At 63.3% G+C, this 20,187-nt stretch carries 18 protein-coding genes and 1 tRNA gene; 12 read left to right on the forward strand and 7 right to left on the reverse strand.

Annotated features, from left to right (window positions below):
* Positions 1-404 precede the first annotated feature (404 nt).
* The 4 genes from FKB36_RS06845 to FKB36_RS06860 are packed head-to-tail and all read right to left on the reverse strand — an operon-like array spanning position 405 to position 4,859.
* The gene (locus FKB36_RS06845; RefSeq protein WP_261597309.1) at positions 405-1,037 is read right to left on the reverse strand and encodes an ArsR/SmtB family transcription factor; all 633 of its coding nucleotides are present in this window, start codon (positions 1,035-1,037) and stop codon (positions 405-407) included.
* Positions 1,027-3,774, reverse strand: coding sequence for an alanine--tRNA ligase (gene alaS, locus FKB36_RS06850; RefSeq protein ID WP_261597310.1), 2,748 nt, complete (start codon positions 3,772-3,774; stop codon positions 1,027-1,029). The genes FKB36_RS06845 and alaS overlap by 11 nt, the downstream gene beginning before the upstream one ends.
* 60 nt (positions 3,775-3,834) lie before the next feature.
* Positions 3,835-4,152, reverse strand: a complete 318-nt coding sequence (locus tag FKB36_RS06855; RefSeq protein WP_261597311.1) for an SWIM zinc finger family protein — start codon at positions 4,150-4,152, stop codon at positions 3,835-3,837.
* On the reverse strand, positions 4,149-4,859 hold the full coding sequence (locus FKB36_RS06860; RefSeq protein ID WP_261597312.1) for a Nif3-like dinuclear metal center hexameric protein: 711 nt from the start codon (positions 4,857-4,859) through the stop codon (positions 4,149-4,151). Before FKB36_RS06860 ends, FKB36_RS06855 begins: the two co-directional genes overlap by 4 nt.
* A 226-nt stretch (positions 4,860-5,085) precedes the next feature.
* Between FKB36_RS06860 and FKB36_RS06865 the strand changes: the two genes are divergently transcribed.
* From FKB36_RS06865 to FKB36_RS06880, 4 genes are all read left to right on the forward strand, one after another.
* Positions 5,086-6,384: a PEGA domain-containing protein gene (locus FKB36_RS06865; RefSeq protein WP_261597313.1), complete on the forward strand. Its 1,299-nt coding sequence runs from the start codon at positions 5,086-5,088 to the stop codon at positions 6,382-6,384.
* A gap of 167 nt (positions 6,385-6,551) precedes the next feature.
* Positions 6,552-8,060, forward strand: coding sequence for a homocysteine biosynthesis protein (locus FKB36_RS06870; protein WP_261597314.1), 1,509 nt, complete (start codon positions 6,552-6,554; stop codon positions 8,058-8,060).
* A complete protein-coding gene (locus FKB36_RS06875; RefSeq protein WP_261597315.1) occupies positions 8,057-8,455 on the forward strand; it encodes a 4Fe-4S dicluster domain-containing protein in 399 nt (132 codons plus the stop codon). Before FKB36_RS06870 ends, FKB36_RS06875 begins: the two co-directional genes overlap by 4 nt.
* Positions 8,452-9,168: a UPF0280 family protein gene (locus FKB36_RS06880; protein WP_261597543.1), complete on the forward strand. Its 717-nt coding sequence runs from the start codon at positions 8,452-8,454 to the stop codon at positions 9,166-9,168. Before FKB36_RS06875 ends, FKB36_RS06880 begins: the two co-directional genes overlap by 4 nt.
* Here FKB36_RS06880 and FKB36_RS06885 read toward each other — a convergent pair.
* Positions 9,165-9,557 carry a hypothetical protein gene (locus FKB36_RS06885; protein ID WP_261597316.1) on the reverse strand — a complete coding sequence of 131 codons (393 nt, stop codon included), beginning with the start codon at positions 9,555-9,557 and terminating at the stop codon, positions 9,165-9,167. The two genes, FKB36_RS06880 and FKB36_RS06885, sit on opposite strands and share 4 nt — an antisense overlap.
* 120 nt (positions 9,558-9,677) lie before the next feature.
* Between FKB36_RS06885 and FKB36_RS06890 the strand changes: the two genes are divergently transcribed.
* The 5 genes from FKB36_RS06890 to FKB36_RS06910 all read left to right on the forward strand — a co-directional run bounded on the left by FKB36_RS06890 (position 9,678) and on the right by FKB36_RS06910 (position 12,676).
* Positions 9,678-9,959, forward strand: a complete 282-nt coding sequence (locus FKB36_RS06890) for a MarR family transcriptional regulator (protein ID WP_261597317.1) — start codon at positions 9,678-9,680, stop codon at positions 9,957-9,959.
* Entirely contained in the window at positions 9,956-10,489 is a 534-nt protein-coding gene (locus tag FKB36_RS06895; RefSeq protein WP_261597318.1) for a tRNA (cytidine(56)-2'-O)-methyltransferase, read from the forward strand. The genes FKB36_RS06890 and FKB36_RS06895 overlap by 4 nt, the downstream gene beginning before the upstream one ends.
* Positions 10,486-11,562, forward strand: a complete 1,077-nt coding sequence (locus FKB36_RS06900) for an ATP-grasp domain-containing protein (RefSeq protein WP_261597319.1) — start codon at positions 10,486-10,488, stop codon at positions 11,560-11,562. Before FKB36_RS06895 ends, FKB36_RS06900 begins: the two co-directional genes overlap by 4 nt.
* 114 nt (positions 11,563-11,676) lie before the next feature.
* Positions 11,677-12,198, forward strand: a complete 522-nt coding sequence (locus FKB36_RS06905) for a transcription factor (protein WP_261597320.1) — start codon at positions 11,677-11,679, stop codon at positions 12,196-12,198.
* Positions 12,191-12,676, forward strand: coding sequence for an HDIG domain-containing metalloprotein (locus FKB36_RS06910; RefSeq protein ID WP_261597321.1), 486 nt, complete (start codon positions 12,191-12,193; stop codon positions 12,674-12,676). The genes FKB36_RS06905 and FKB36_RS06910 overlap by 8 nt, the downstream gene beginning before the upstream one ends.
* Here the strand turns inward: FKB36_RS06910 and FKB36_RS06915 are convergent.
* Positions 12,669-13,172 (reverse strand): regulator of amino acid metabolism, contains ACT domain protein, encoded by a 504-nt coding sequence (locus tag FKB36_RS06915; RefSeq protein ID WP_261597322.1) that lies wholly within the window; start codon positions 13,170-13,172, stop codon positions 12,669-12,671. The genes FKB36_RS06910 and FKB36_RS06915 overlap by 8 nt on opposite strands.
* A gap of 514 nt (positions 13,173-13,686) precedes the next feature.
* Here FKB36_RS06915 and FKB36_RS06920 point away from each other — a divergent pair.
* From FKB36_RS06920 to FKB36_RS06930, 3 genes are all read left to right on the forward strand, one after another.
* Positions 13,687-13,771 (forward strand) — tRNA-Leu (locus tag FKB36_RS06920).
* Between the two features lie 657 nt (positions 13,772-14,428).
* Positions 14,429-14,635, forward strand: a complete 207-nt coding sequence (locus FKB36_RS06925; RefSeq protein ID WP_261597323.1) for a hypothetical protein — start codon at positions 14,429-14,431, stop codon at positions 14,633-14,635.
* A gap of 394 nt (positions 14,636-15,029) precedes the next feature.
* Positions 15,030-15,839 carry a hypothetical protein gene (locus FKB36_RS06930; RefSeq protein WP_261597325.1) on the forward strand — a complete coding sequence of 270 codons (810 nt, stop codon included), beginning with the start codon at positions 15,030-15,032 and terminating at the stop codon, positions 15,837-15,839.
* A gap of 147 nt (positions 15,840-15,986) precedes the next feature.
* On the opposite strand, the gene FKB36_RS06935 is transcribed toward FKB36_RS06930, so the two are convergent.
* The gene (locus tag FKB36_RS06935) at positions 15,987-20,036 is read right to left on the reverse strand and encodes a HEAT repeat domain-containing protein (protein ID WP_261597326.1); all 4,050 of its coding nucleotides are present in this window, start codon (positions 20,034-20,036) and stop codon (positions 15,987-15,989) included.
* Between the last annotated feature and the right edge of the window lie 151 nt (positions 20,037-20,187).

Genomic DNA, 20,187 nt, shown 5'->3' on the forward strand with positions numbered 1-20,187 from the left:
GATATTATCTGAAATAACAGGGAGAACCGGAGAACCAGAGACACTGATCGCACGGTAGAGCGCGGTACCCGGATCTCCGCCCGCCATACGCGCGAGCAGAGGAGCGCCGTGAGGCCCCTATAAACCGCGTTCCACCCACGTTCCCAATCGTTTTCTCTCTGCAACCGAGATTATTGCCGGATTTGTCATGAGATAACCTTATGGTATCAGGACCCAATCAGGCTCAGTGTGGTGATATGCCATGCCGAAATGCTACAGCTGCGGAGCGGAGATCAACCCGAAGAAGACGCGATGTCCCCGGTGCGGGGCAAAAGTAGAAGCAGGAACGGGAAAACAACCACAGGCAGGAGTTGCAGGAGGGCGGCGGTAAAGACCCCCTGAAACCTTCTTTTCCCGGACCTTTTTTAGTCCTCCTCTTCTTCCATCCGGTAGCGCGGGGATGTGCGCCACCAGTAGTAGGCCTCGTAGATGAAGAGCGCGAGCAGCACCGCACAGGCGCCAAAGAAGAAGCCCATCACGAGATCGTGAACCGGCAGCGCCCCGGCGGCATCGGGAACGGGAGACTGGAGCGTCGAGAACTCCTCCCCGGGGTAGTTATCCCCGTTGCCGGTCACCGACCTTGAGACAGGCGTAACGCCGTCGAACGGCAGCACCGCCGGAAGGATCGACCAGAGCCCGATGCTTGCGAGGACGACGATCCCGAAGAGCGTCGTGTACTTCTTCAGCACCGACCGGAGGTCGCTCACCGGCGGCGCGATGATGAAGACCTGGTTCGCAAGCCCGTAGACCTTCACCTCGCGGCCCTTCTCGCTCCAGCGGGTCTCCATAACCTCGAGAAGTCCGGCGGCAAGAAGGTTATCGATGTGGTACGAAGCGGTGGTGATGGGGATCTTCATCCGCCGGGCAACCTCTGAGGACGTCAGCGGCCCGCTGCCGAAAGCCTGGATGACCGCGTTTGCCGTCTGGCTCGCCATCGCCCGGGCGATCTTCTGTGCCTGCTCATCGCCCGGCTGGATAACTACGACATCATTCGCCATGGAGTGCTTCAATGATCCGGTTGCGCCCGTACTCGAGCGCCTCTTCGAGCCGGGAGGCGTCCGTGCCCGCGCCCTGTGCAAGGTTCGGCTTGCCGCCGCCCTTCCCGCCGAGGATGCCGCAGACCTCGCGCACGATCTCGACGGCGTTCACCGCCGGGGCGCCCGACGTCGCCACTACTTTCACCGCTCCGTCGCTCGATGCAAAGAGCGCCACGCCACCCTCTTCAGCGACAGTCGTGGCGAGTGCGACGAGCTCCTTGTGGGTTGCATCGAGCGTTCTGACGACGACACGGACCCCGTCCACCACCTCGCCGTCGAGGTTCTGCATCTCGAGGTCGACCACTTTCTTCTGGAGACGCTCGATCTCCTTCTTCTGTTCCTTCCATTCCGAGAAGAACCGCGCCGTCGTTGCCGGCAGGTTCTCGGGCTGGACGCTCACCACGTCGGCAGACTCCTGGAGGAGATCGGCCTGGTGCTGCATGGCATACACGGCGGCGACACCGGCCGCAAAGACCAGTCGCTCGACGCCGTCCTGGATATGCTCGACGCCGAGGACCCGGATCGGCCCGATCTCGCCGGTTGCCCGGACGTGTGTTCCCGCACACGCCTGGACATCGGCACCGACCTGCACCGTCCTGATCTCACGACCCGGCGGGACGCCGCCCTGGTAGAGGCCGAACCCGTACTTCTGCTCGGCCTTCGTCCGCTCCTCAAGGTGGACGTAGACCGGTGTATCGACCATGACCAGTCGGTTCGCTTCGATCTCGATCCGCTTGAGCTCTTCAGGCGTGATATGCTTGTAGTGCCGGACGTCCAGACGGGACACCTCGCTTCCTTTCTGGGCGCCCGCCTGGTGCACATGGACGCCGAGCACCTCTTTTGCGGCGTGCAGGAGAACGTGGGTCGCCGTGTGGTGACGCATCAGCGACCGCCGGCGTTCCTCGTCCACCATACCCTTCACCCGTTCACCGCGCTTCAGGGGGCCGCCCGTCACCCGGTGGAGGATCACCTCACCGAGTTTCACGACCTCCTCCACCCGCACCATGCTCTCGGGCGCCACCAGGGTGCCGGTATCGGACGGCTGGCCTCCTCCCTCGGGATAGAAGAGCGTCTGGTCGAGCACCACTGTCCCGTCGAAGTAATCCAGCACCATCGCCTCGAACTCGACCTCGCAGGGCAGTTCATAGTAGAGCTTCTTCGTCGGAGGGAGGGAGGCTGCACGCTCGCGGTAGGCATCGAGCGGGTCATCTCCCTTCGCCTCTTTCTGCGCCTCCGAGTGTGTATCGGCGATCAGCGAGTAGAAGTTGTCGGGGATCTCCACGACGGCACCCTCGGCGGCAGCGACCTCCTTCACCATCTCAGGCGGGATGCCGTGCGAGTCGTAGAGGGTGATCACCTCATCGAGGGGAACCCGGGAACTCTTTGCCCTGTAGTTCCGGGCGATCTTCTGGACGATCCGGGTCCCGCGCTCAAGGGTGCTTGCGTATCTCGCCTCCTCGTTCTCCACGATCTCCCGGACTCTATCGACCTCCTGCCCGAAGGTCTCGACCCCCACGGCCTGCATCTGCGCCTCCACGAGGTCGGCGAGATCCTCGTCCATCGAGAGGTCGTTCATCATCCGGAGCGTCCGGCGAAGCACGAGCCGTGCGAGGTAGCCCTCGCGGACGTTCGAGGGGACGATGCAGTCCCCGAGCATATAGGCGAGGCAGCGGGTGTGGTCGGCGATCGAGTAGACCTTCTCGATCGGAACGACGATCCGCTCCAGCCGGTCGACGGGTACGTCGATAGCCTCCGCGACCTTCCTCCGGAGGTTATGGAGGTTCGTCCCGGAGATGTCCATCACCCCGGCGAACCGGGCGCTGAGCCCCATGATCTTCGTGAACTCCGGGCTGTCGAGGAGGTTCTCGAGGTGAGACGAACGCGTCAGGCGGCTCACCATCTCCGGGAAGACCGCATCGTAGATCGTCGGCGAACCCTTCGAGGCCCAGACGAACCGCTCAAGGCCGTAGCCGGTGTCCACGATGTTCAGCCGCATCGGGTAGTAAGGCACCCCGTTCACGTCGACGGGCGGCTGATCGGTCTTCTGCCGTCCGAGGTTCATGAAGACCAGCGTCGCGACCTCAAGACCGCCGATCAGCACCTCGACGGACGCCCCGGCGTTCCCGCCGCCGTACCAGGGGTGCTCCTTGTAGCTGACACCGGTGGGATCGCCGCCGATGGACGTGATGAACTCGTCGCAGAGAGCGACCGTCTCGTCCTTCCAGTAGATCTGCTCCTCCGGGGTGTTGAAGGCGTGGTGTGCCATCATCTCAAAGAGCGTCAGGTGGCGCCCGGATCTCCCGACCGAGTCGAGGTCGTTCAAGCGGATGCAGGGCTGAGAGATGGTCAACGGGTTTGCCGGCGGAGGAACGACTCCGCTCGTGACGAACGGTTGAAAATCGGCGATAGACGCGATGGTGAGGTAGATATCGTCTCTCCACCGGGCGGCTACGGGATATCTTTCGAGGCGTGTATGACCGTGCCGCTCGAAGAACGAGAGAAACGCCTCCCGCATCTCATCAACAGTATGGGGCCTGAAGACCGGGTTGCCGATGAAGTTGTACGTCACGCACGGGGCGTCGCCGCAGAACTCCTGTTCGGGGTCCCGGGTCCAGAAGGCCGACCCGCAACTCTTGCAGACCTTCCGCTCAAACCCTTCTGACCTGAAATAATCGAGCGTATATTCATCCTCGAGCATTAAAATCACGCAGCATAACTCTGTTGGGTTGTGCCGAATATAGTTGTTTGTGCAGGATATTCATACTTTCCATGCATCTTGATACCAGAGGTCGTAGGATTCATATAATCCCGTCCTCTCGGCGATGCGCACCGCAAGAATGTGCCAGCATTCGCGCCCCCGGAAAAGGAAATCGCTGCATGTGCAGAAGTCCTCTTCGACGATATACTCGCTGCTCCGACCCACCACGACGAAGAAATCCAGGTAACGTTTCACCTGCCCTGCGTCGACAGCCTCGAGCGCCTTTCTCCCTCGCTCGCCGTAGACACGCTTGATGCAGGCGCGGAACTCCGGCGTCAGCGCCCGGTCATGCTCCATCTTCTGCCAGAGACCCCTCATGGAACTACCACTACGTGTGGCGGATCAGGGATATAATGCCACCCCATGCGGGACGCGAGAGCCTCCATGGCCGGGGCTTCGAGCGCGTAATGGGTGGCTTCGAGGCAGGGGATGGGCGATGCACGGGCTACGCTGTGCTTCAGTTCCGCCGAGAGGAACGCCTCCGCCCCGAGGTCGACGGCTTCCCCGATCAGGTCGGGGTCAAACCCGCTCCCGCCCACGACGGCGAGGCGGCGGATCGTTCCCACTTCGCCGTAGACCCGGATCCCTCCGCCAGGGAGGCGGCGGGTGATCTCTCCGGCATCGAGGGAGCAGTCGCCGACGAGGCCGGCGGTCATCCGCTCGCACCGGAGAAGGCCGAGTTTCGCCGCCAGGACGTCGTTGACGCCGCCCTCCGCATGGTCGAAGTTCGTGTGCATCACGTAGAGGTTCATGTCGGCGGAGAGGACGACCCGGAGAAGGTGCGAGATCGGGCCCCGAACCGCCGTGATCGGGTTCCAGATGGGGGGGTGGTGGACGACCAGCATATCCGCTCCGGCACGGACTGCAGCCTCCACCACCCTCTGCGTGGCATCGAGCGCAGTGCAGACGGTCGCGATCTCATCTTTTCCCTCGACGACGAGACCGATCTTCCCGGCGTCATATTCTTCGGCCAGATCAGGTGGAGCGACCTGCTCCAGCGCGGCGATAAACCTCCGGATATCCATATGGTACCCCGTATGAACCTCACAGAATAAAAAGGGTGGATGAGGAAGCCGTCCCCGGACCCGGTTCCCCCCCCGTCAAATACATTTCATACTCAGGAACATTTTGCATATCCCGGGAGTAAACGGGCCATTATCCTATAAGGGCAATAGACATGGAGTAGATAAAATAGAAATAATTATTTCCCTGAAAAACCGAGATCCGATTATTATCTTTTGGAGACTGAACATGCTGAGGAATCTTATCATAGGAATGACGCTCCTCGTTCTCTGCGCTGGCATTCCGGCCGTATCCGCACAGATGGGAGGAGACCAGGCGTGGTACCGCATCCACTGCAACATCGACGGTGCCAACGTCTACTTTGACGGGCAGTACCAGGGTACCACCTACGGAGGAACGCTCGACGTCCCGGTCTACACCACCGGGGCGCCCTACAACACCATCCGGGTCGAGAAGAGCGGCTATCAGGCCTACTCCGCCAACCTGCCGTCGAGTCCCGCAGCAGGCGAGACCAGAGACGTCTACGCGACGCTGCAACCGGTCGAGACCGCCGGTTCGATCCACGTCACGTCAAGCCCCTCCGGCGCTGCGATCTACCTGAACGGGAACTACCGGGGCACGGCACCGCTCACGATTCAGAGCCTCTCCCCCGGCACCTACACTCTTGAAGCCGAACGCTCGGGCTACCGGTCTGATCTGAGCACGGTGACGGTCAGGGCTGGGCAGCAGTCGAACATCCAGTTCACCCTGACCCCGATAGAGCAGTACGGGGCGATCAAGGTCACCTCCAGCCCCTCCGGTGCATACGTCTACATGGACGGGGTCTACAAGGGCCGGACACCCCTGACGCTCTCCAGCGTCTCGGCAGCGAAACACAACATCGAGCTCGATCTAGCCAACTACTATGACTGGAGGTCGACCGTGACCGTGAGCCCCGGCGTGACCAGTTACGTCAACGCGCACCTCACCTCCATCCCCTCCGAGACCGCCGGCGTCATCGACGTGGTCTCCTACCCGGCAGGCGCGGATGTCTTCCTCGACAACAGGTACCAGGGTAAGACACCCGCGGCCGGAGTCTACACGATATCGAACGTCCCGGTCGGCTCCCACACGATGAGGGTAGCCCTCTCCGGCTACCAGGACTACACGACGTCGGTCAGCGTCAGCGCCGCGACCACGAGCCACGTCACCGCGACGCTCCAGCCCGGCCAGTCGACCACAACCGGCTCGATCTCGGTCACCTCCTCCCCGTCGGGGGCCGAGGTCTACATCGACAACGCCTATAAGGGCATCACCCCGCTGACCGTCGACGGCGTTGCCACCGGCACCCACGCGGTCAGGGTAGCGCTCAGCGGCTACGGCGACTGGGCGACCACCGTTCAGGTCGGCGCCGGAAGCACCGCCTCGGCCTCGGCCTCGCTCTCGCCCGTGCCGACAGAGGCCCCCCACGCAGGCGTGGCGCCCTTCGCCGTGATAGGCGCGCTCGGGATCCTCGGGCTTTCCGTCGCGCTCCGTAGACGGGACTGAACACAAAAAATCCATCCTTTTTTGGCGCAAAATCCAACAGACCCCCGCTACGCTTCTCCCGGAGGTTATACCGGACAGAACCTGCCTGGATGCACGCATATCCCGGCATGATATTACCTAAAGTAATAATCAACACCTATAAATATTCTGAAAGAGAATATACGACCATGGAAAAGTCCCTCGATCTCATCAATGCCCGGATACGCGACGGTAGTGCACGAGTTGTCACCGCCGACGAGATGCCGGGCATCGTCGACGAACTGGGAGAGGAAGGGGCACTGGCGGAGGTCGACGTCGTCACGACCGGGACGTTCGGGGCAATGTGCTCTTCCGGTGCCTTCTTCAACTTCGGGCACGCCGACCCCCCCATCCGGATGGAACATGTATGGCTCAACGACGTTGAGGCCTACGCGGGAATTGCAGCGGTCGACGCCTACCTGGGCGCAACCCAGGAGGCCGTGTCCAGGGACCAGGTCTACGGCGGCGCCCACGTCCTCGAGGAACTCGTCGCGGGAGGCACCGTCGAACTGCGGGCAACCTCCCACGGGACCGACTGCTACCCGCGCCGGAGCATCACGACCGAGCTGCTGCTCGAGGATATGAACCAGGCGATCATGGTCAACCCGAGGAACTCCTACCAGCGCTACAACGCAGCCTCGAACACCACCGATCGGACGCTCAACACCTACATGGGCACCCTCCTCCCGCGGTGCGGCAACGTCTCCTACTCCGGCGCGGGGACCCTCTCCCCGCTCGTAAACGACCCCGAATTCCGGGTCATCGGGAGCGGCGTCCCGATCTTCCTTGCCGGTGCGGAAGGTATGATCGTCGGCGAGGGGACACAGCACTCCGCCGGAGGCGGATTCGGGACACTGATGGTGACCGGGGACATGAAGCAGATGCACCAGGAGTTCCTGCGTGCGGCGGTGATGAACGGTTACGGGGTGACGCTGTATCTCGGCGTCGGCGTCCCGATTCCGGTGCTCGATACCGGGATCGTCCGGAGCACCGCGGTGCGTGACGAGGATATCCTGACCGAGATCATTGATTACGGCACGCCCCGGCGCGACCGGCCGTCGCTTGCGAGGGTCAGCTATGCCGACTTGAAGAGCGGATCGGTCGAGATCGACGGTGAGACCGTCCGGACGTCGCCGCTCTCCAGTTACCGGGGGGCCCGGGCGGTTGCGCAGGAACTCAAGGCACGGATCGAGGCGGGGAAGATGGAGCTTGCCCTTCCCACCCGCCGGATCGACCCGACGAAACGTGGAAGGCCGATGCGGGAGACTGCCGTCACCCCCCGCGTCCGCGACATCATGAACCGGCAGGTGATCAGCATCACGGAGGACGAGGAGATCCGGGTGGCGGCAAAGCGGCTGCTCCGGGGCGAGACGAACCATCTCCCGGTCCTCGACGGCAATGGCACGCTGGTCGGGATCATCACCACCTACGACGTCTCGAAGGCGGTGGTGAACGACGGACGCCTCCGTCAGGTGAGAGATATCATGACCCGGAACGTGATCAAGACGATACCCGACGAACCGGTGGACATCGCCGCCCAGAAACTGGAGCAGAACAACATCAGCGCTCTTCCCGTGGTGGACGCGACGAACCGGGTAGTCGGCATCCTCTCGGCGATCGATCTCGGGAAACTCTTCGGTGGGAGGCGGCGGCAATGAAACTCCTGCTGACGTTCTCACGGAAAGGAAGAGCCGATCCGGGCAGAGAACCGGTCATCGCCCGGGTGGTGAAGGAGACCGGCGTCCTCATCAACGTCGAGAAGGCCAACATCGACTCGATGGCCGGCGAGGTGCTGATCGACGTCCCCGACAGGAGCGCAGACCAGATCCGGCAGCGCCTTGAGGAACTCGGAGTCTCGGTTCATGTGATGGAGAACGCTATCGCCCGCGACGAGGGGGAGTGCATCGACTGCGGGGCCTGCATCAGCATCTGTCCCCAGGAGGTCTTCTCCTTCGACGAGGAGTGGCAACTCCGGGTGAACTCCGAGCGCTGCGTCCTCTGCGGCAAGTGCATCCAGGCGTGCCCGCACGGCGCTCTCTCGCAACAGGGATGATCCGGGAACATTTCGAGTACCGGCAGACGATCGCGACGATCCTCGCGGACGACCCCCGCCAGACCGAGGCGGCGAAATCCGGCATGCTGATCGCCCGGCAGGAAGTCGAGCGGCAGATTGCCATAGATCCCTATTTTTCGGCGACGTTCGAGCCGTATACCCCGAAGAACCCTGCAGAGATACCGGCGAGCATGGCCCGGGCGGCCACGGAGGCGGGAGTCGGGCCGATGGCGGCGGTGGCGGGCGCTATAGCCCGGGCAGGAGTGGAGGCGATGGTCGGGGCCGGCGCGACGTTCGGCCTCGTCGACAACGGCGGGGATATCGCCCTCGTGAGCGACCGCGAGGTGAAGGTCGGCATCTATGCAGGCACATCACCCCTGAGCGGGCGTTTTGCGCTCCTGATCCCTCCAGGAGAGGGAGTCCTCGGCATCTGCACCTCATCGGCGACGGTGGGCCCGTCGATCAGTTTCGGCATCGCCGACGCCGTGACGGTCATCTCCCCCGACGTCGTCGCCGCGGACGCGTGGGCGACGGCGATCTGCAACCGGATCACGGCTGATGACACCTCCGTCCTTGACGGTCTTGGAGAGACGGAGATCTCGGGCGTGCTTGCCGTCATCGGTGATGCGGTGATCCGGTGGGGGGACCTCCCGCCGGTCGTCCGGGCAAGAGTGGACGAACGGCTGATCACCGCCGGCAAACAGCCGCTCTAGAGACACTCCTCTATGTAGCGGGCAATCTTTGCGTATGCCTCCGGGCCGCTGAACCGTGCGAGCGTGCTCTCGCCGTCGGTGAGGAGGAGGACGGGTTCCCCATCTTCCATCGAGAAGATCACCTCGTAGATATCAACCTCGTCGATGACGAGTCCCCGCGCGAGGTCGGATGCGGCGTGGAGCTGCAGCCGCTCCATCGTCAACTCGTCCGGCGTCTCCCGGAAGTAGTAGTAAAAGACCTGGTAGGCGTTGAGGAGGTCAGAGGAGAGCAGCGCCCCCCGGGTCTCTTCGTCAACCGTATCCAGCATCTTCCCGAGAAGCTCGTCGTCATCGTCGCTCGCCTCAAAGAGGCTGTCGGCGAATTCCGCCAGTTCCATATAATCGACCATACCCGGTTCCCACCTCGATAGTTCCAATCTCTCGCACCGGCAAACTGCGCCGATAGCGGCCGACAGAGCCGGAACGGTGCATGAATAAGTATATCGGTCTCCCCGGAAAAAAGAATAGGTGTGCGTGAGGAAGATCTGGACTGGGCCGTATATCACCGGATTCCCGAAACCGGCGACAGTACGGTCGAAGACCTGGTAGCAGCCACCGGATGTGAGCCCGGTGTGGTGACGGCATCGCTTGAGCGTCTTGAACGCTACCTTCTCATCAGGCGGTCGGGAGATACGGTGCGCCATCTCTCGATCCAGGAATCGCTGATCGAGTGCCAGTGTCGCCACACCAGAGACGACCTGCCGTTCGTCATCGAGAACGGGGTAATACGGGCAAAAAGGAGCGAAGAATGAGCGGCGCGCCCGAAGTGGCCGTGCTCCGGATAGGCCACCGGCCCGAACGCGATCAAAGGGTGACGACCCACGTCGGGCTCGCGGCGCGGGCGCTCGGTGCCCGAGGGATGTACCTCGCCGCAGACGATCCCGGTGTCGCCAGGAGCATAACGGACGTGGCCTCCCGGTGGGGAGGAGACTTCTTCATCGAGAACGACGTGAAGTGGCGGCGGTGCATCCTGGACTGGAAAGCCGCCGGCGGCAAGGTCGCCCACCTCACGATGTACGGGCTCCGGATGACCGACGTCATCGACGAGATCCGCGCAGAGGAGCGGGTGCTCGTCGTGGTGGGGGCGGAGAAGGTGCCGGGCGACATCTACGGGCTCGCCGACTACAACGTCTCGGTGACCACCCAGCCCCACTCCGAGATATCGAGCCTCGCCCTCTTCCTCGACCACCTCTACGAGGGGAAGGAACTCAACCGGGAGTACCCGGACGCGAAGATCCGGATCGAGCCGGCAAAAGCAGGTAAGAAGACGGTGGAGCGGTGAAGGGCCGGGTTCTGGTTGCGGGGTTCGCCACGCGGCATGTGGCGCAGTCGGCCCACCGGGCGGGCTACATGGTTTACGCCGTCGACCACTTCTGCGACCGGGATCTCGGCTGGTACACAGAGGACTGCCTGACGTTTGACGAACTCGACGAACTCCCGGAGAAGATCGCTGAGTTCGCCGCCCGTCACCCGGTCGATGCGCTGGTCGTCGCATCAGGCGCCGAAGCCGTCGGGACGACGATCCCGCTCTGCGGCACGCCGCCCGCGAAGGTGGAGCGGTTTCTCGACAAACTGGAGATCCAGCGGTTCTTCGAGGGGCTGGACGTGCCGGTTCCGCCGCTTGCGGGGGAAGGCCGTTACCCGGCAATGATCAAGCCGCGCAGGGGAGCGGGCGGATGGAGGAACGCAGTCGTGAGAGCAGAGGAGGAACTCCGCCGGTGGGAGGAGGTCTGGCCGGACGTGCCCTACATCGCGCAGGACCTCGTCGACGGGATACCGTCGAGTGTCTCCTGCATCGCGGACGGCCGGTGCGCGCGGGCAATCGCAGTCAACCGGCAGATCCTCAGGGGCGACGGGGAGAGCGCACACGGGTTTGCCGGGTCGGTCACGCCGTTCTCCCACCCCCTTACCAGGGAGATGATCGCAGCGGCGGAGCGGATTGCCGCCGCAAGCGGGTGCGTGGGCTCGATCGGAATCGATTTTGTTGCAGGAGAAAAACCCTGGGCGATCGAGATCAACCCCAGATTCCAGGCCACGCTCGACACGGTCGAGATGGCGACCGGAAAAAGTGTCTTTGCCATGCACATGGACGCCTGCCGCGGGGTGATCCCGGCGGCGATGCCTGCACCCCGACAGGTCGCCGTCCGGCGGATCCTCTTTGCCGACCGGGACATGCGGCTTGACGCCGACCTCTCGGACCTTGCGCCCCGCATCGCCGATATCCCCTGGCCCGGAACCGAGTTCGAGGAGGGGCAGGCCGTCGTGAGCGTCTACGGCTGCGGCAAGACGGAAGAGGAGGCGTATGCCGATCTCGAGAGGAACACAGCGGCCGTCCGGGAGCAGGTCGGAAGATGAGCGCGCCCCTCGAAGGCAGGGTAAGTAAATTAAAGGTTAAGAACAGAGTATGGTAACCATCGATGCGGCATATAAATTCTTATACGTTTATTCTGTTATGGGAGAGATTTGAGCATGGTATCCGTCACTGAACTGCTGGACGATCCGGCAATCAACGCCTATGTCCTGCGCATGATCGGGGAGGCGGGAATCGAACTTCTCAGGCGGTTCCCTGAAGATGGTGAGCACAGTGACGAGGAACTTGCCGAGATTACCGGGGTCAACCTCAACACCGTCCGCCATACCCTTTACACGCTCTACGAGCGGCGCCTTGCCGAGTACCGGCGGCTGAAGAACTCCGAGACCGGCTGGCTCACCTACCTCTGGCACCTCCGCCTCGACCGTATCCACGACGTGATCGAGGAGCAGGTTCGCGATGCGCTTGAGCACCTTGACGCCCGGCTTGCCTACGAGGAGAAGAACGACTTTTACATGTGCAGGAACTGCAGCGTCATCTACACCTTCACGGACGCGGCGAACTGGAACTTCGAGTGTCCAAACTGCGAGGAGATGCTCGAACATTTCGACAACGAACTCATCGCCGTCGCTCTCAGGAAGAGAATCGACAGAATCAAGGAGAGCCTCGGGAGTGCGTGAAGAAGACTGCATCGATCTTCTCAGGCGGGCTGGGTGTTCCGACGGAGTCATCGCACACTGCCGGGCGGTGCGCGACCTTGCGCTCGCCTATGCATCCGATCCCCTTGTTGACCGCGACCTGGTCGAGACCGGCGCCCTCCTCCACGACATCGGCCGCGGGGTGACGCATGACCTCTGTCACGCCGAAGCGGGCGGGGAGATATGCCGGTCGTTCGGTCTCGACGAGGCAGTCGCCGCCATCGTCGAGCGGCACATCGGGGCCGGGCTGACGGCCGACGAGGCTTCGCTTCTGGGCCTCGTCCCGCGCGACTGCATGCCCCGTACGCTCGAAGAGAAGATCGTCGCTCACGCGGATAACCTGGTGAAGGGAACCCGCGTCATCGCGCTCGAAGAGCGGCTGCAACGTGCAGCCGCCCTCCCGCGAAGGCAGAGGAAGCGGATCTGCCGGCTCGGGCAGGAGATGGAACTCTTCATATAACCAGCTGTTTTACCTGCGGAAGAGCCCGCATCTCCTCGTAGACCGAAGCCGGGATCCGCGGTTCGTCGACGATCATTACGAGTCTGGGCGCCTCTGCGAGGTAGGGGTCGGTGACAAAGATCTGGCGGATGGAAAGGTTGTGCTCGACGAGGACTTCGACCGCCGCGCCGACGATCCCTTTCTGTTGCGCGTCCTTCGGGTAGAGCGTGATGACCGAGAGGCCGAGGGCCTCGGCGACCCGGGTGAGATCGGGGGCGGCGCGCATACGGATGAAGACCTCGCGCAGTTCGGGTTTTTCGAGGATGCGGCGGGCGGTGGCGTCGACGACTCTCCGGTCGGTCTCGATCGCCCTGCCGATGTGCGTCGCGGGGATCTCGATGCCGTTGCAGACGATGCGCCCCTCTTCGTTGATGCCGAACCCGTTCTCCAGCAGAAAACGGACAACCCTGCCCTGGGACGGCGAATCAGCAAACTCCCGTGAGATGTCAGCCCACATGCGGGATCGTTGGAACCGGGCGCATAAATACGCATCGAAGACGATTCCGGGACGCTGGGGTACAGGTACAGGCCCAGTACTTCGCTAAAACGATTGAGGTAATCTTTGAGAGGTCAACCCATCGACCTCTCTTCGCGTTCTCCCGCGTGCTTCCGCGTAAGTTCATGGGCGAAGATAGCAATATGCTGAGGTCATCCCAAAAAGATCTCCGAACCTTCGGTATACCCTAACCAGAGCCCTTAATTCCCAGGTATCCGCCATCTGAGCCACATCCTGAGCCAGGGGGATGAAACGGCTTCCCATTGGGTATCGCCACTCGGGGGAGGGTCCGGGAGGGGGTGTCCCCCTCCCGGTAACGGTGTTTTGGGACAACTTCGCTCTCACGCGTTGCCGCGAAGTCCAGTGCCCGGAGGGTCTCTCCAGGGAGCAGTTCCCTGCCTCGCGCCCGCAGGAGACCGGGTCCCGGCGGAGCAAGATATTTCTGGTTGCACCGCATTGTATAGAGAAGACCGGAGCGAGGGTTGCCAAGCCAGGTCAAAGGCGCCAGGTTGAGGGCCTGGTCTCGTAGGAGTTCGTGAGTTCGAATCTCACCCCTCGCATGCAATTTTTGTTTTAGATGTTTCCCGGGCAGATCCGGCACCGATCAGTCAGTAATCAGTCTTCACCGAATCCCCCCGATTCTGCCGGTAGTGCTTGTTGCCGCTTAAATCTATAAATCTCGCACTGCCACCTATCACATCCTTCGCACCTTTTGCGTGAGGCGTTGATGCTCTCTATTACTCCTCACGCGAAGAGCGCGAAGCCGCGAAGGGGAGTAACTCACAACCAAACGGTTCTTCGCGTTCTTCGCGGCTTCGCGTGAGCTGACAGTTTATAGGCGATGATACGGCCTCACGCGAAGAACGCGAAGCCGCGAAGGGGCGTTGCATTTCACGCACCGGAATCTCCAAATTAAAGTGGCACGATCCAGTAATTATCCCAGGACTCTGCCATTACTTCGCAACCCATAAGGGACAGAAGAGCCGGTAATCCCGGCAAGAGAGGGCAGGGCTACAACATCGGTAAATCAGGAGCCTATTTACCCCGGGCTGGCCGGGCATGACGCAGATCTGATCCGGGCGACTCTCCCGCGGGTATTTTATTTCTGCGATGATTATGATTGGATAACGAGCATGTTCGCACGTCAAATGCCCCGTATCCGGGGAGACGGTCGCCATGGCGTGTAGGTGCTGCCAGTGCGGCAGCTGCTGAGCAGCATGAGAGACGTCCACACGGTCATCGAAGAGCGCGGCAACCACACCTTCGTCGTCCGCAACGCCTACAGCGGGGACGTGAAGGAGGTGCGGGTCGACCCGGACAAGATCGCCCTCTTCGAGGATGCGAGCAGCATCGTAGAACCGCCAGACGCATGCCCCTTCCTGAGGTTCGAAACCCCGGGGGGTTCCTCCTGCTCCGTTCCATAGGAACATCGCATTTGACAGGAAGATAGGGAAGGCATGGTGCACGGTCCACCTGACGCACCCCGAGATTTGCCCCGATTACTGCTGATGGCGTCTTCTCATCCTCGATTCGCAGGGCAGAAGGGCCGGGCGCGTGATGTACCGGACACCGACGAACTCCGCCGGCTCTGGGAACGGGTGCAGCCGACGCTGAACGGGCTCTCCGGAACCGAATGGGACGATGCCGTATCGATATTCTCACGGCGGCCGGATACCGTGTCCGCCGGTAACTGCCGGGATTGCGGGCGCTCCCGCCGCCTGCGAGTGAAAGGAGACAGAAACTCTTCCCATCACCTGCCGGCGATCTGCACAACCCTGATATACCAGGATACCGATACACCCGGCCGAGGTCGAGCATATGAGAGCATCGATGAGACTGCTGGCGGGCTGTTGCCTGTTGCTGATAGTGTGCCAGGTCTCCGCCATGGCCCCGCCCGCCTGGGCGCAGCCCGGGACGAAGGTGACGTATCAGGCCGCGCTGACCCCGTACTACGCCATCGAACCCGACGACCCGATGGACCGGTGGGTGCATCACGAGGGGACCGGGGTATTCGGGTATCTGACCGATACGATCACCGCCGGGGACGCCGCGGGCGGCTATTCCGGCGACTCGGTGGTGGTGAGCGGCATCGACGGGGGCATCCTGTACACGGGTTCGTGGTCATACCTGCCGGGGGACCCGGGGATGGGGCTCGTACCGTTCTGGGTCGACCTCGACAGTCCTGCCTTCAGCCCCGAGTTCATGGTTCTTGAGGGGCCGCTGGAACTCGCCGGTACGGAATGGAATGCACAGGTGTATTACTATGCAAACCTCGGGACGAGTTTTGACATACGCTACGTCGTCGATAAGGAGAGCGGCCTCGTGCTGATCAAGAACGCGGGGCTGACGGGCGCAAACAACCAGATGCAGAGGGAGATCTACATCCTGCAGTCGCTTGAGACCGGATACCCCGGAAGCGGTATGCCGGAGAACGACACCTTCCCCATCATCTGGAACTCCACGCACCCGGAGCGCGGTATGCCGGAGAACGTCACCTCGCCTCTCGGTGAAATAGTCGGGAACTCCGGGTGGTCAATGAGGCATCTGGGAGAGGGAACGCCACCCCTTCACCATGCCTCTCATGATGGCGCCGGACATATCTACAATCCTGACGGTGACGAGAACTAAGGGAAGAATCCCTGGATCCTGTCAAGGCGACAATTGAGGACCGGGATCTCCCGTTCCCGGAACTCCTGCGAGAGGAGAAAGTAAAGCCTCCGGTAGAAGATGGTAAACGAGCGCGGCCCCACGGGATACTTATGCTCTATAGTCGGGTCATACGGCAAGCCGCTCCCGGATCCGCTTCACCGCATCCTCGGCGGCCTTCCGGGCGTACCAGTCCTCATCGTCAAAGATGCGCTCGAGGGGCGCAATCGCCCGTACATCCCCGATCTCGGCGAGCACGTCCGCCGCACGTTTCCGGACATCGCCGTCCGGGTCGTCGAGCGCGGAGACGACCAGTTCCACCGCCGGGGTTCCTATGGCGATGAGCGCCGCTCCCGCCTCCCGCCGGACGCTGTAGTAGTCGTCGTGGAGGAGGCTCATGAGCCCCGGAGTCGCACGCGGGTCGCCGATCTCACCGAGGATCATCGCCGCACGCCGCCGGATGCTGTCGTCGCGGTCGTCGAGCACCGCGAGCAGCGGTTCGACCGCGGCCGCTCCTGCCCGGGCGAGATCGCCCCATCGCTCCTTTGCGATCAGGTAGACGACCGATTCCTTCCCCGCCGCGGGCGACCAGCCCAGGCGATCAAGGGCGTCCGCAGCCCCGCAACGGACGCGGAAATGCTCATCGGCGAGCGCACCGGGGAGCAGGTGTGCTGCGGGCTCGTCGATCAGCACAAGTGCCGCCACCGCACCCTTCCGGGACGCCTCGTTCCCGTCCCTGAGAACCCGCAGGAGCGGCAGAACCGCCGGTTCGCCCATCAGGCCGAGCGCCCGCACCACGACGCGCCCCAGGCGCTGGTCGTCGTGCAGGAGCGCATCGATCAGCGGTTCGATGGCCGCCGGGTTCCCGATCTTGCCGAGCGTCGCGGCCGCTCCCACCCGTATCGTCGGGGGGGCAGCGCGGAGAGCCTTGACCAGTGGTTCGACTGCCGGATCCCCGATGCCGACGAGCGCCCGCGCCGCACCCAGGCGGATCTGCCAGTCGCGGTCCTGGAGAGCCTCGATGAGCGGCAGGACCGCCGGTTCACCCATCATTTTGAGCGCCTCGACCGCCTTTCTCTGCGTGCCGTCCTGTTCGGTGCGGAGCTCGTAGATCAGCCTCTCGACCGCGGGAGCCCCGATCAGCCCGAGCGCCCGCGCCGCACCGATCTGGATTGCGCTGTCGGGGTCGTTGAGCGTCCGGATCAACGGCTCGACCGCACCGGGCCCGATCCCGGCGACGAAAGTCCACTGTTCCTTCGCAATCAGGTAGCTGACGGTCTCGCTCTCGGTTTGCGGCTCCCATCCAGTCCTGCCGAGAACCTCTGCCGCGCCCAACCGTACCGGGTAGCGTTCATCGTTGAGCGCCTGCACAAGCAGATCGACGACCGGGCCCCCGAGGCGGGTGAGGGCATCGATCGCCCCGAGCCTGAGGGTATCGTCGGGGTGTCCCAGTGCCCCGATGAGCGGGGCGGCAGCCGCCTCTCCAAGACCGGCAAGCAGATCTCCCGCCCGCTGCCGGATCAGGGCGTCGTCGCTCCCGAGCGCCTCGATCAACGCTTCGAAGGCCGCCATCCCCATCGCCTCAATGACACCGACGACGGTCTGTCCGATCTCGGGATCTCCGAGAACCGGGACGAGCGCGCCGGCCGCAGGACTTCCGATCCGGACAAGCACTCCGGCGGCCGTCTTGCGAAGCCGGGTCTTCTTCAGGGCCTGGATCAGCGGTTCCACTGCAACTTCGCCGATCCCGACAAGCGTCTCTTCCGCCGGCTCGCGGAGCGCCTTTCTGCCGAGCAGAAGGATCAGGGAGGGAACTGCAGGAGCCCCGATGCCGACGAGCGCCTTCATTGCTCCGGCCTGCACCACCGGGTCAAGGTCACCGAACCGCGCCACCAGGAGATCGACAGCGGGAGCGCCGAGACCCACGACCTCCACCCATCGCTGCAGCGCGATCAGGTAGACAATCTCCTCCGTTCCCCCTTCGGGGACCCACCCGAGCTGCTCGAGTACCCTCGCGGCTCCCATGCGGATCGACGAGGACTCGTTGCTGAGTGCCCCGGCAAGCGGTTTGAGGGCCGGTTCACCGATCCCGGCGAGCGCCGCCGCCGCTCCTCCCTGACCGTCGCCCTCCTCGCCGAGGAGAGGGATAAGGGCATCTACCGCGGACGCACCGATCCCGATCAGGGCGTCGACGGCTTTTCGGTGAAGATGGTCTTCACCGGCCCTGACCAGTTCGACGATGGCCGGAACCGCCTCAGACGCCCCGAGTCGGCCCAGAACCTCGACGGCGCTCTCCCTGGCGGCCCCGACCCCGCCTTCAAGCAGTTCGAGAACGGGCGCCACGGCCGGTTCCCCAATGGCAACAAGCGCATCCGCCGCCACCGGGGCGACGTCCTCGTCAGCGAGGACACTCACGAGCGGCCCTACCGCCGCCGGATCGCCGATCTCGCCGAGCGTCGCTGCAGCCTCGCAGCGTATACGGGCGTCATCGGCGTTGAGCATCCGGATCAACGGCTCAACGGCCTGTGAGCCCATCAGAGCAAGTTCCATCCACTCCTCCCGGGCGATCAGGTACCAGGCCCGTTCGGAGTCGCTCCAGGGTTCCCAGTTCATCCCGCTGAGAATTTCAGCGACCTGAGAGCGAATGCGGGACTTTCTGGACGTCAGAGACTGGATCAGGGCCGGCACCGCCGGCTCACCGAGCGCACCGAGAACATGTAAAAGTGCCTCCTGCGCCTCCCCGTCCGTGGAGTCCAGGGCGCGAATACACGTCTCCACCGCGGGTTCGCCGATCTTCGCCAGAGCCCCCGCCGCAGTCCTGCGAAGGGAAGGGACAGAGAGGAGCCCGACGAGCGGCTCGACCGCAGGAGAACCGATCTCCGTGAGCGCCATGGCCGCCAGCGGGCGGATCTCGTCGCCCGCTTCGTGCAGAAGCTCGACCAGGGGATCGACCGCGGCCCCGCCGATCTCCCCGAGAGTCCGGGCGGCGTTCCACCACACCCCCTTATCGGGGGACTTCAGAATGCAGATGAGGGGCTCGATCGCGGTCTCACCGTAATCCGCAACGTCGAGCCACGCCTCGTCGGCAATGAGGTAGCGTATTGCACCGGCGTCGTCAGGGGCTTTCCACCCGAGCTCCCGGAGAACGGAGGCCGCCGACCTTCGGATGCTCCGCTCAGGCGCATCGATGGCCTCGATGAGGAAGGGGATTGCTTCGTCACCGATCTCCCGGAGCGCGTAGCGGGCGCCGAACTGCACCTCGCCGTCGCCGTCGGCAAGCGCTGCGATGAGAGGCGGCACAGCGGGGCTCCCGATGCGCACGAGCGTGGCAGCCGCCCCGATCTGCGCCGTGACGTCCCCGAGCGCAGCAATCAATGCAGGGATCGATTCCTCGCCGATCAGGGCAAGGGCTTCGGCGAAGCACCATCGCTCCCCGTCGCCCGCAAGAGCAAGCGCCCGGACCAGGGGCTCCACGGCATCGGCCCCACGCTCTGCGACGGCACTGGCGGCACGTCCGCGAACCCCGGCATCGTCGCTCCCGAGGTCATCGATGAGCGACTCTATCGGGCGTTCATCGTCTCCCCCCGCAGCCTCAGAAATGGGAGGGGGGGAGGCGTTCACGACCGCCAGATCTTCTTCAGAGAGATCGAGTTCGGCAAGCCCGGAAAAGGGGTCGAGATCTCCGTCCTCAAACCCCGGCATCTCCCTGAGTTCATCGGCGCCGAAGGAGGCAGGGTGCGGTGCAGGCTGGTCGTCCGGAACGCCGGGCATGCCGTCATCCAGGAGAGAATAGTCCGGGAGGTCTTCTGCCGCAGGATCCTCCGTGGGGGAGAGAGCATAGAGTTCGTCCGAGGAGGCGAGACCTGCGGGGCCATTCGCAGAAGGCTCCGTTGGGGGAGGAACAGTAGCCGTCTCGCCCGGCGAGATGAGTTCGTCGAACCGTCGGAGGGCATCAGGGATCCTCTCGATTCTCTCGAGGACGCTCGTCCCATCGTCGGCCGGGACATGCCTGCGCGGGGGTGTCTCAGCGGACAAACCGGCGACCGGGGGTTTGGGGTCGTCCTTGCTATCACTCTCTTCGGTATTCTTCGTCATCCAGTGCCTGATGAGCGAAGAACCGTTCGGGCCAAAGAGCCCGGGCAGGAAAACGATGGGAAATGCAGATTCAACCGCCGGCATACCCGGTACTCCCGCACCGGGCAGCAGGAGGAACAGGCATACGGTCCCGAAGATCGCACAGAGCAGAGCACGTAACGCCGGAAGAGATACACGATAGTCACCGGGTACACCGCCATCCATGGATACCGGCAGCACCATCACTACATCACAG

The sequence above is a fragment of the Methanoculleus formosensis genome (assembly GCF_025384765.1).
Taxonomy (GTDB): Archaea; Halobacteriota; Methanomicrobia; order Methanomicrobiales; family Methanoculleaceae; genus Methanoculleus; species Methanoculleus formosensis.

Bases quoted from the DNA above. Each gene is read 5' to 3' on its own strand.
- FKB36_RS06845 (WP_261597309.1), bottom strand. From the start codon at position 1,037: ATGGCGAATGATGTCGTAGTTATCCAGCCGGGCGATGAGCAGGCACAG.
- alaS (WP_261597310.1), bottom strand. From the start codon at position 3,774: ATGCTCGAGGATGAATATACGCTCGATTATTTCAGGTCAGAAGGGTTT.
- FKB36_RS06855 (WP_261597311.1), bottom strand. From the start codon at position 4,152: ATGAGGGGTCTCTGGCAGAAGATGGAGCATGACCGGGCGCTGACGCCG.
- FKB36_RS06860 (WP_261597312.1), bottom strand. From the start codon at position 4,859: ATGGATATCCGGAGGTTTATCGCCGCGCTGGAGCAGGTCGCTCCACCT.
- FKB36_RS06865 (WP_261597313.1), top strand. From the start codon at position 5,086: ATGCTGAGGAATCTTATCATAGGAATGACGCTCCTCGTTCTCTGCGCT.
- FKB36_RS06870 (WP_261597314.1), top strand. From the start codon at position 6,552: ATGGAAAAGTCCCTCGATCTCATCAATGCCCGGATACGCGACGGTAGT.
- FKB36_RS06875 (WP_261597315.1), top strand. From the start codon at position 8,057: ATGAAACTCCTGCTGACGTTCTCACGGAAAGGAAGAGCCGATCCGGGC.
- FKB36_RS06880 (WP_261597543.1), top strand. From the start codon at position 8,452: ATGATCCGGGAACATTTCGAGTACCGGCAGACGATCGCGACGATCCTC.
- FKB36_RS06885 (WP_261597316.1), bottom strand. From the start codon at position 9,557: ATGGTCGATTATATGGAACTGGCGGAATTCGCCGACAGCCTCTTTGAG.
- FKB36_RS06895 (WP_261597318.1), top strand. From the start codon at position 9,956: ATGAGCGGCGCGCCCGAAGTGGCCGTGCTCCGGATAGGCCACCGGCCC.
- FKB36_RS06905 (WP_261597320.1), top strand. From the start codon at position 11,677: ATGGTATCCGTCACTGAACTGCTGGACGATCCGGCAATCAACGCCTAT.
- FKB36_RS06915 (WP_261597322.1), bottom strand. From the start codon at position 13,172: ATGTGGGCTGACATCTCACGGGAGTTTGCTGATTCGCCGTCCCAGGGC.
- FKB36_RS06925 (WP_261597323.1), top strand. From the start codon at position 14,429: ATGAGAGACGTCCACACGGTCATCGAAGAGCGCGGCAACCACACCTTC.
- FKB36_RS06930 (WP_261597325.1), top strand. From the start codon at position 15,030: ATGAGAGCATCGATGAGACTGCTGGCGGGCTGTTGCCTGTTGCTGATA.
- FKB36_RS06935 (WP_261597326.1), bottom strand. From the start codon at position 20,036: ATGCCGGCGGTTGAATCTGCATTTCCCATCGTTTTCCTGCCCGGGCTC.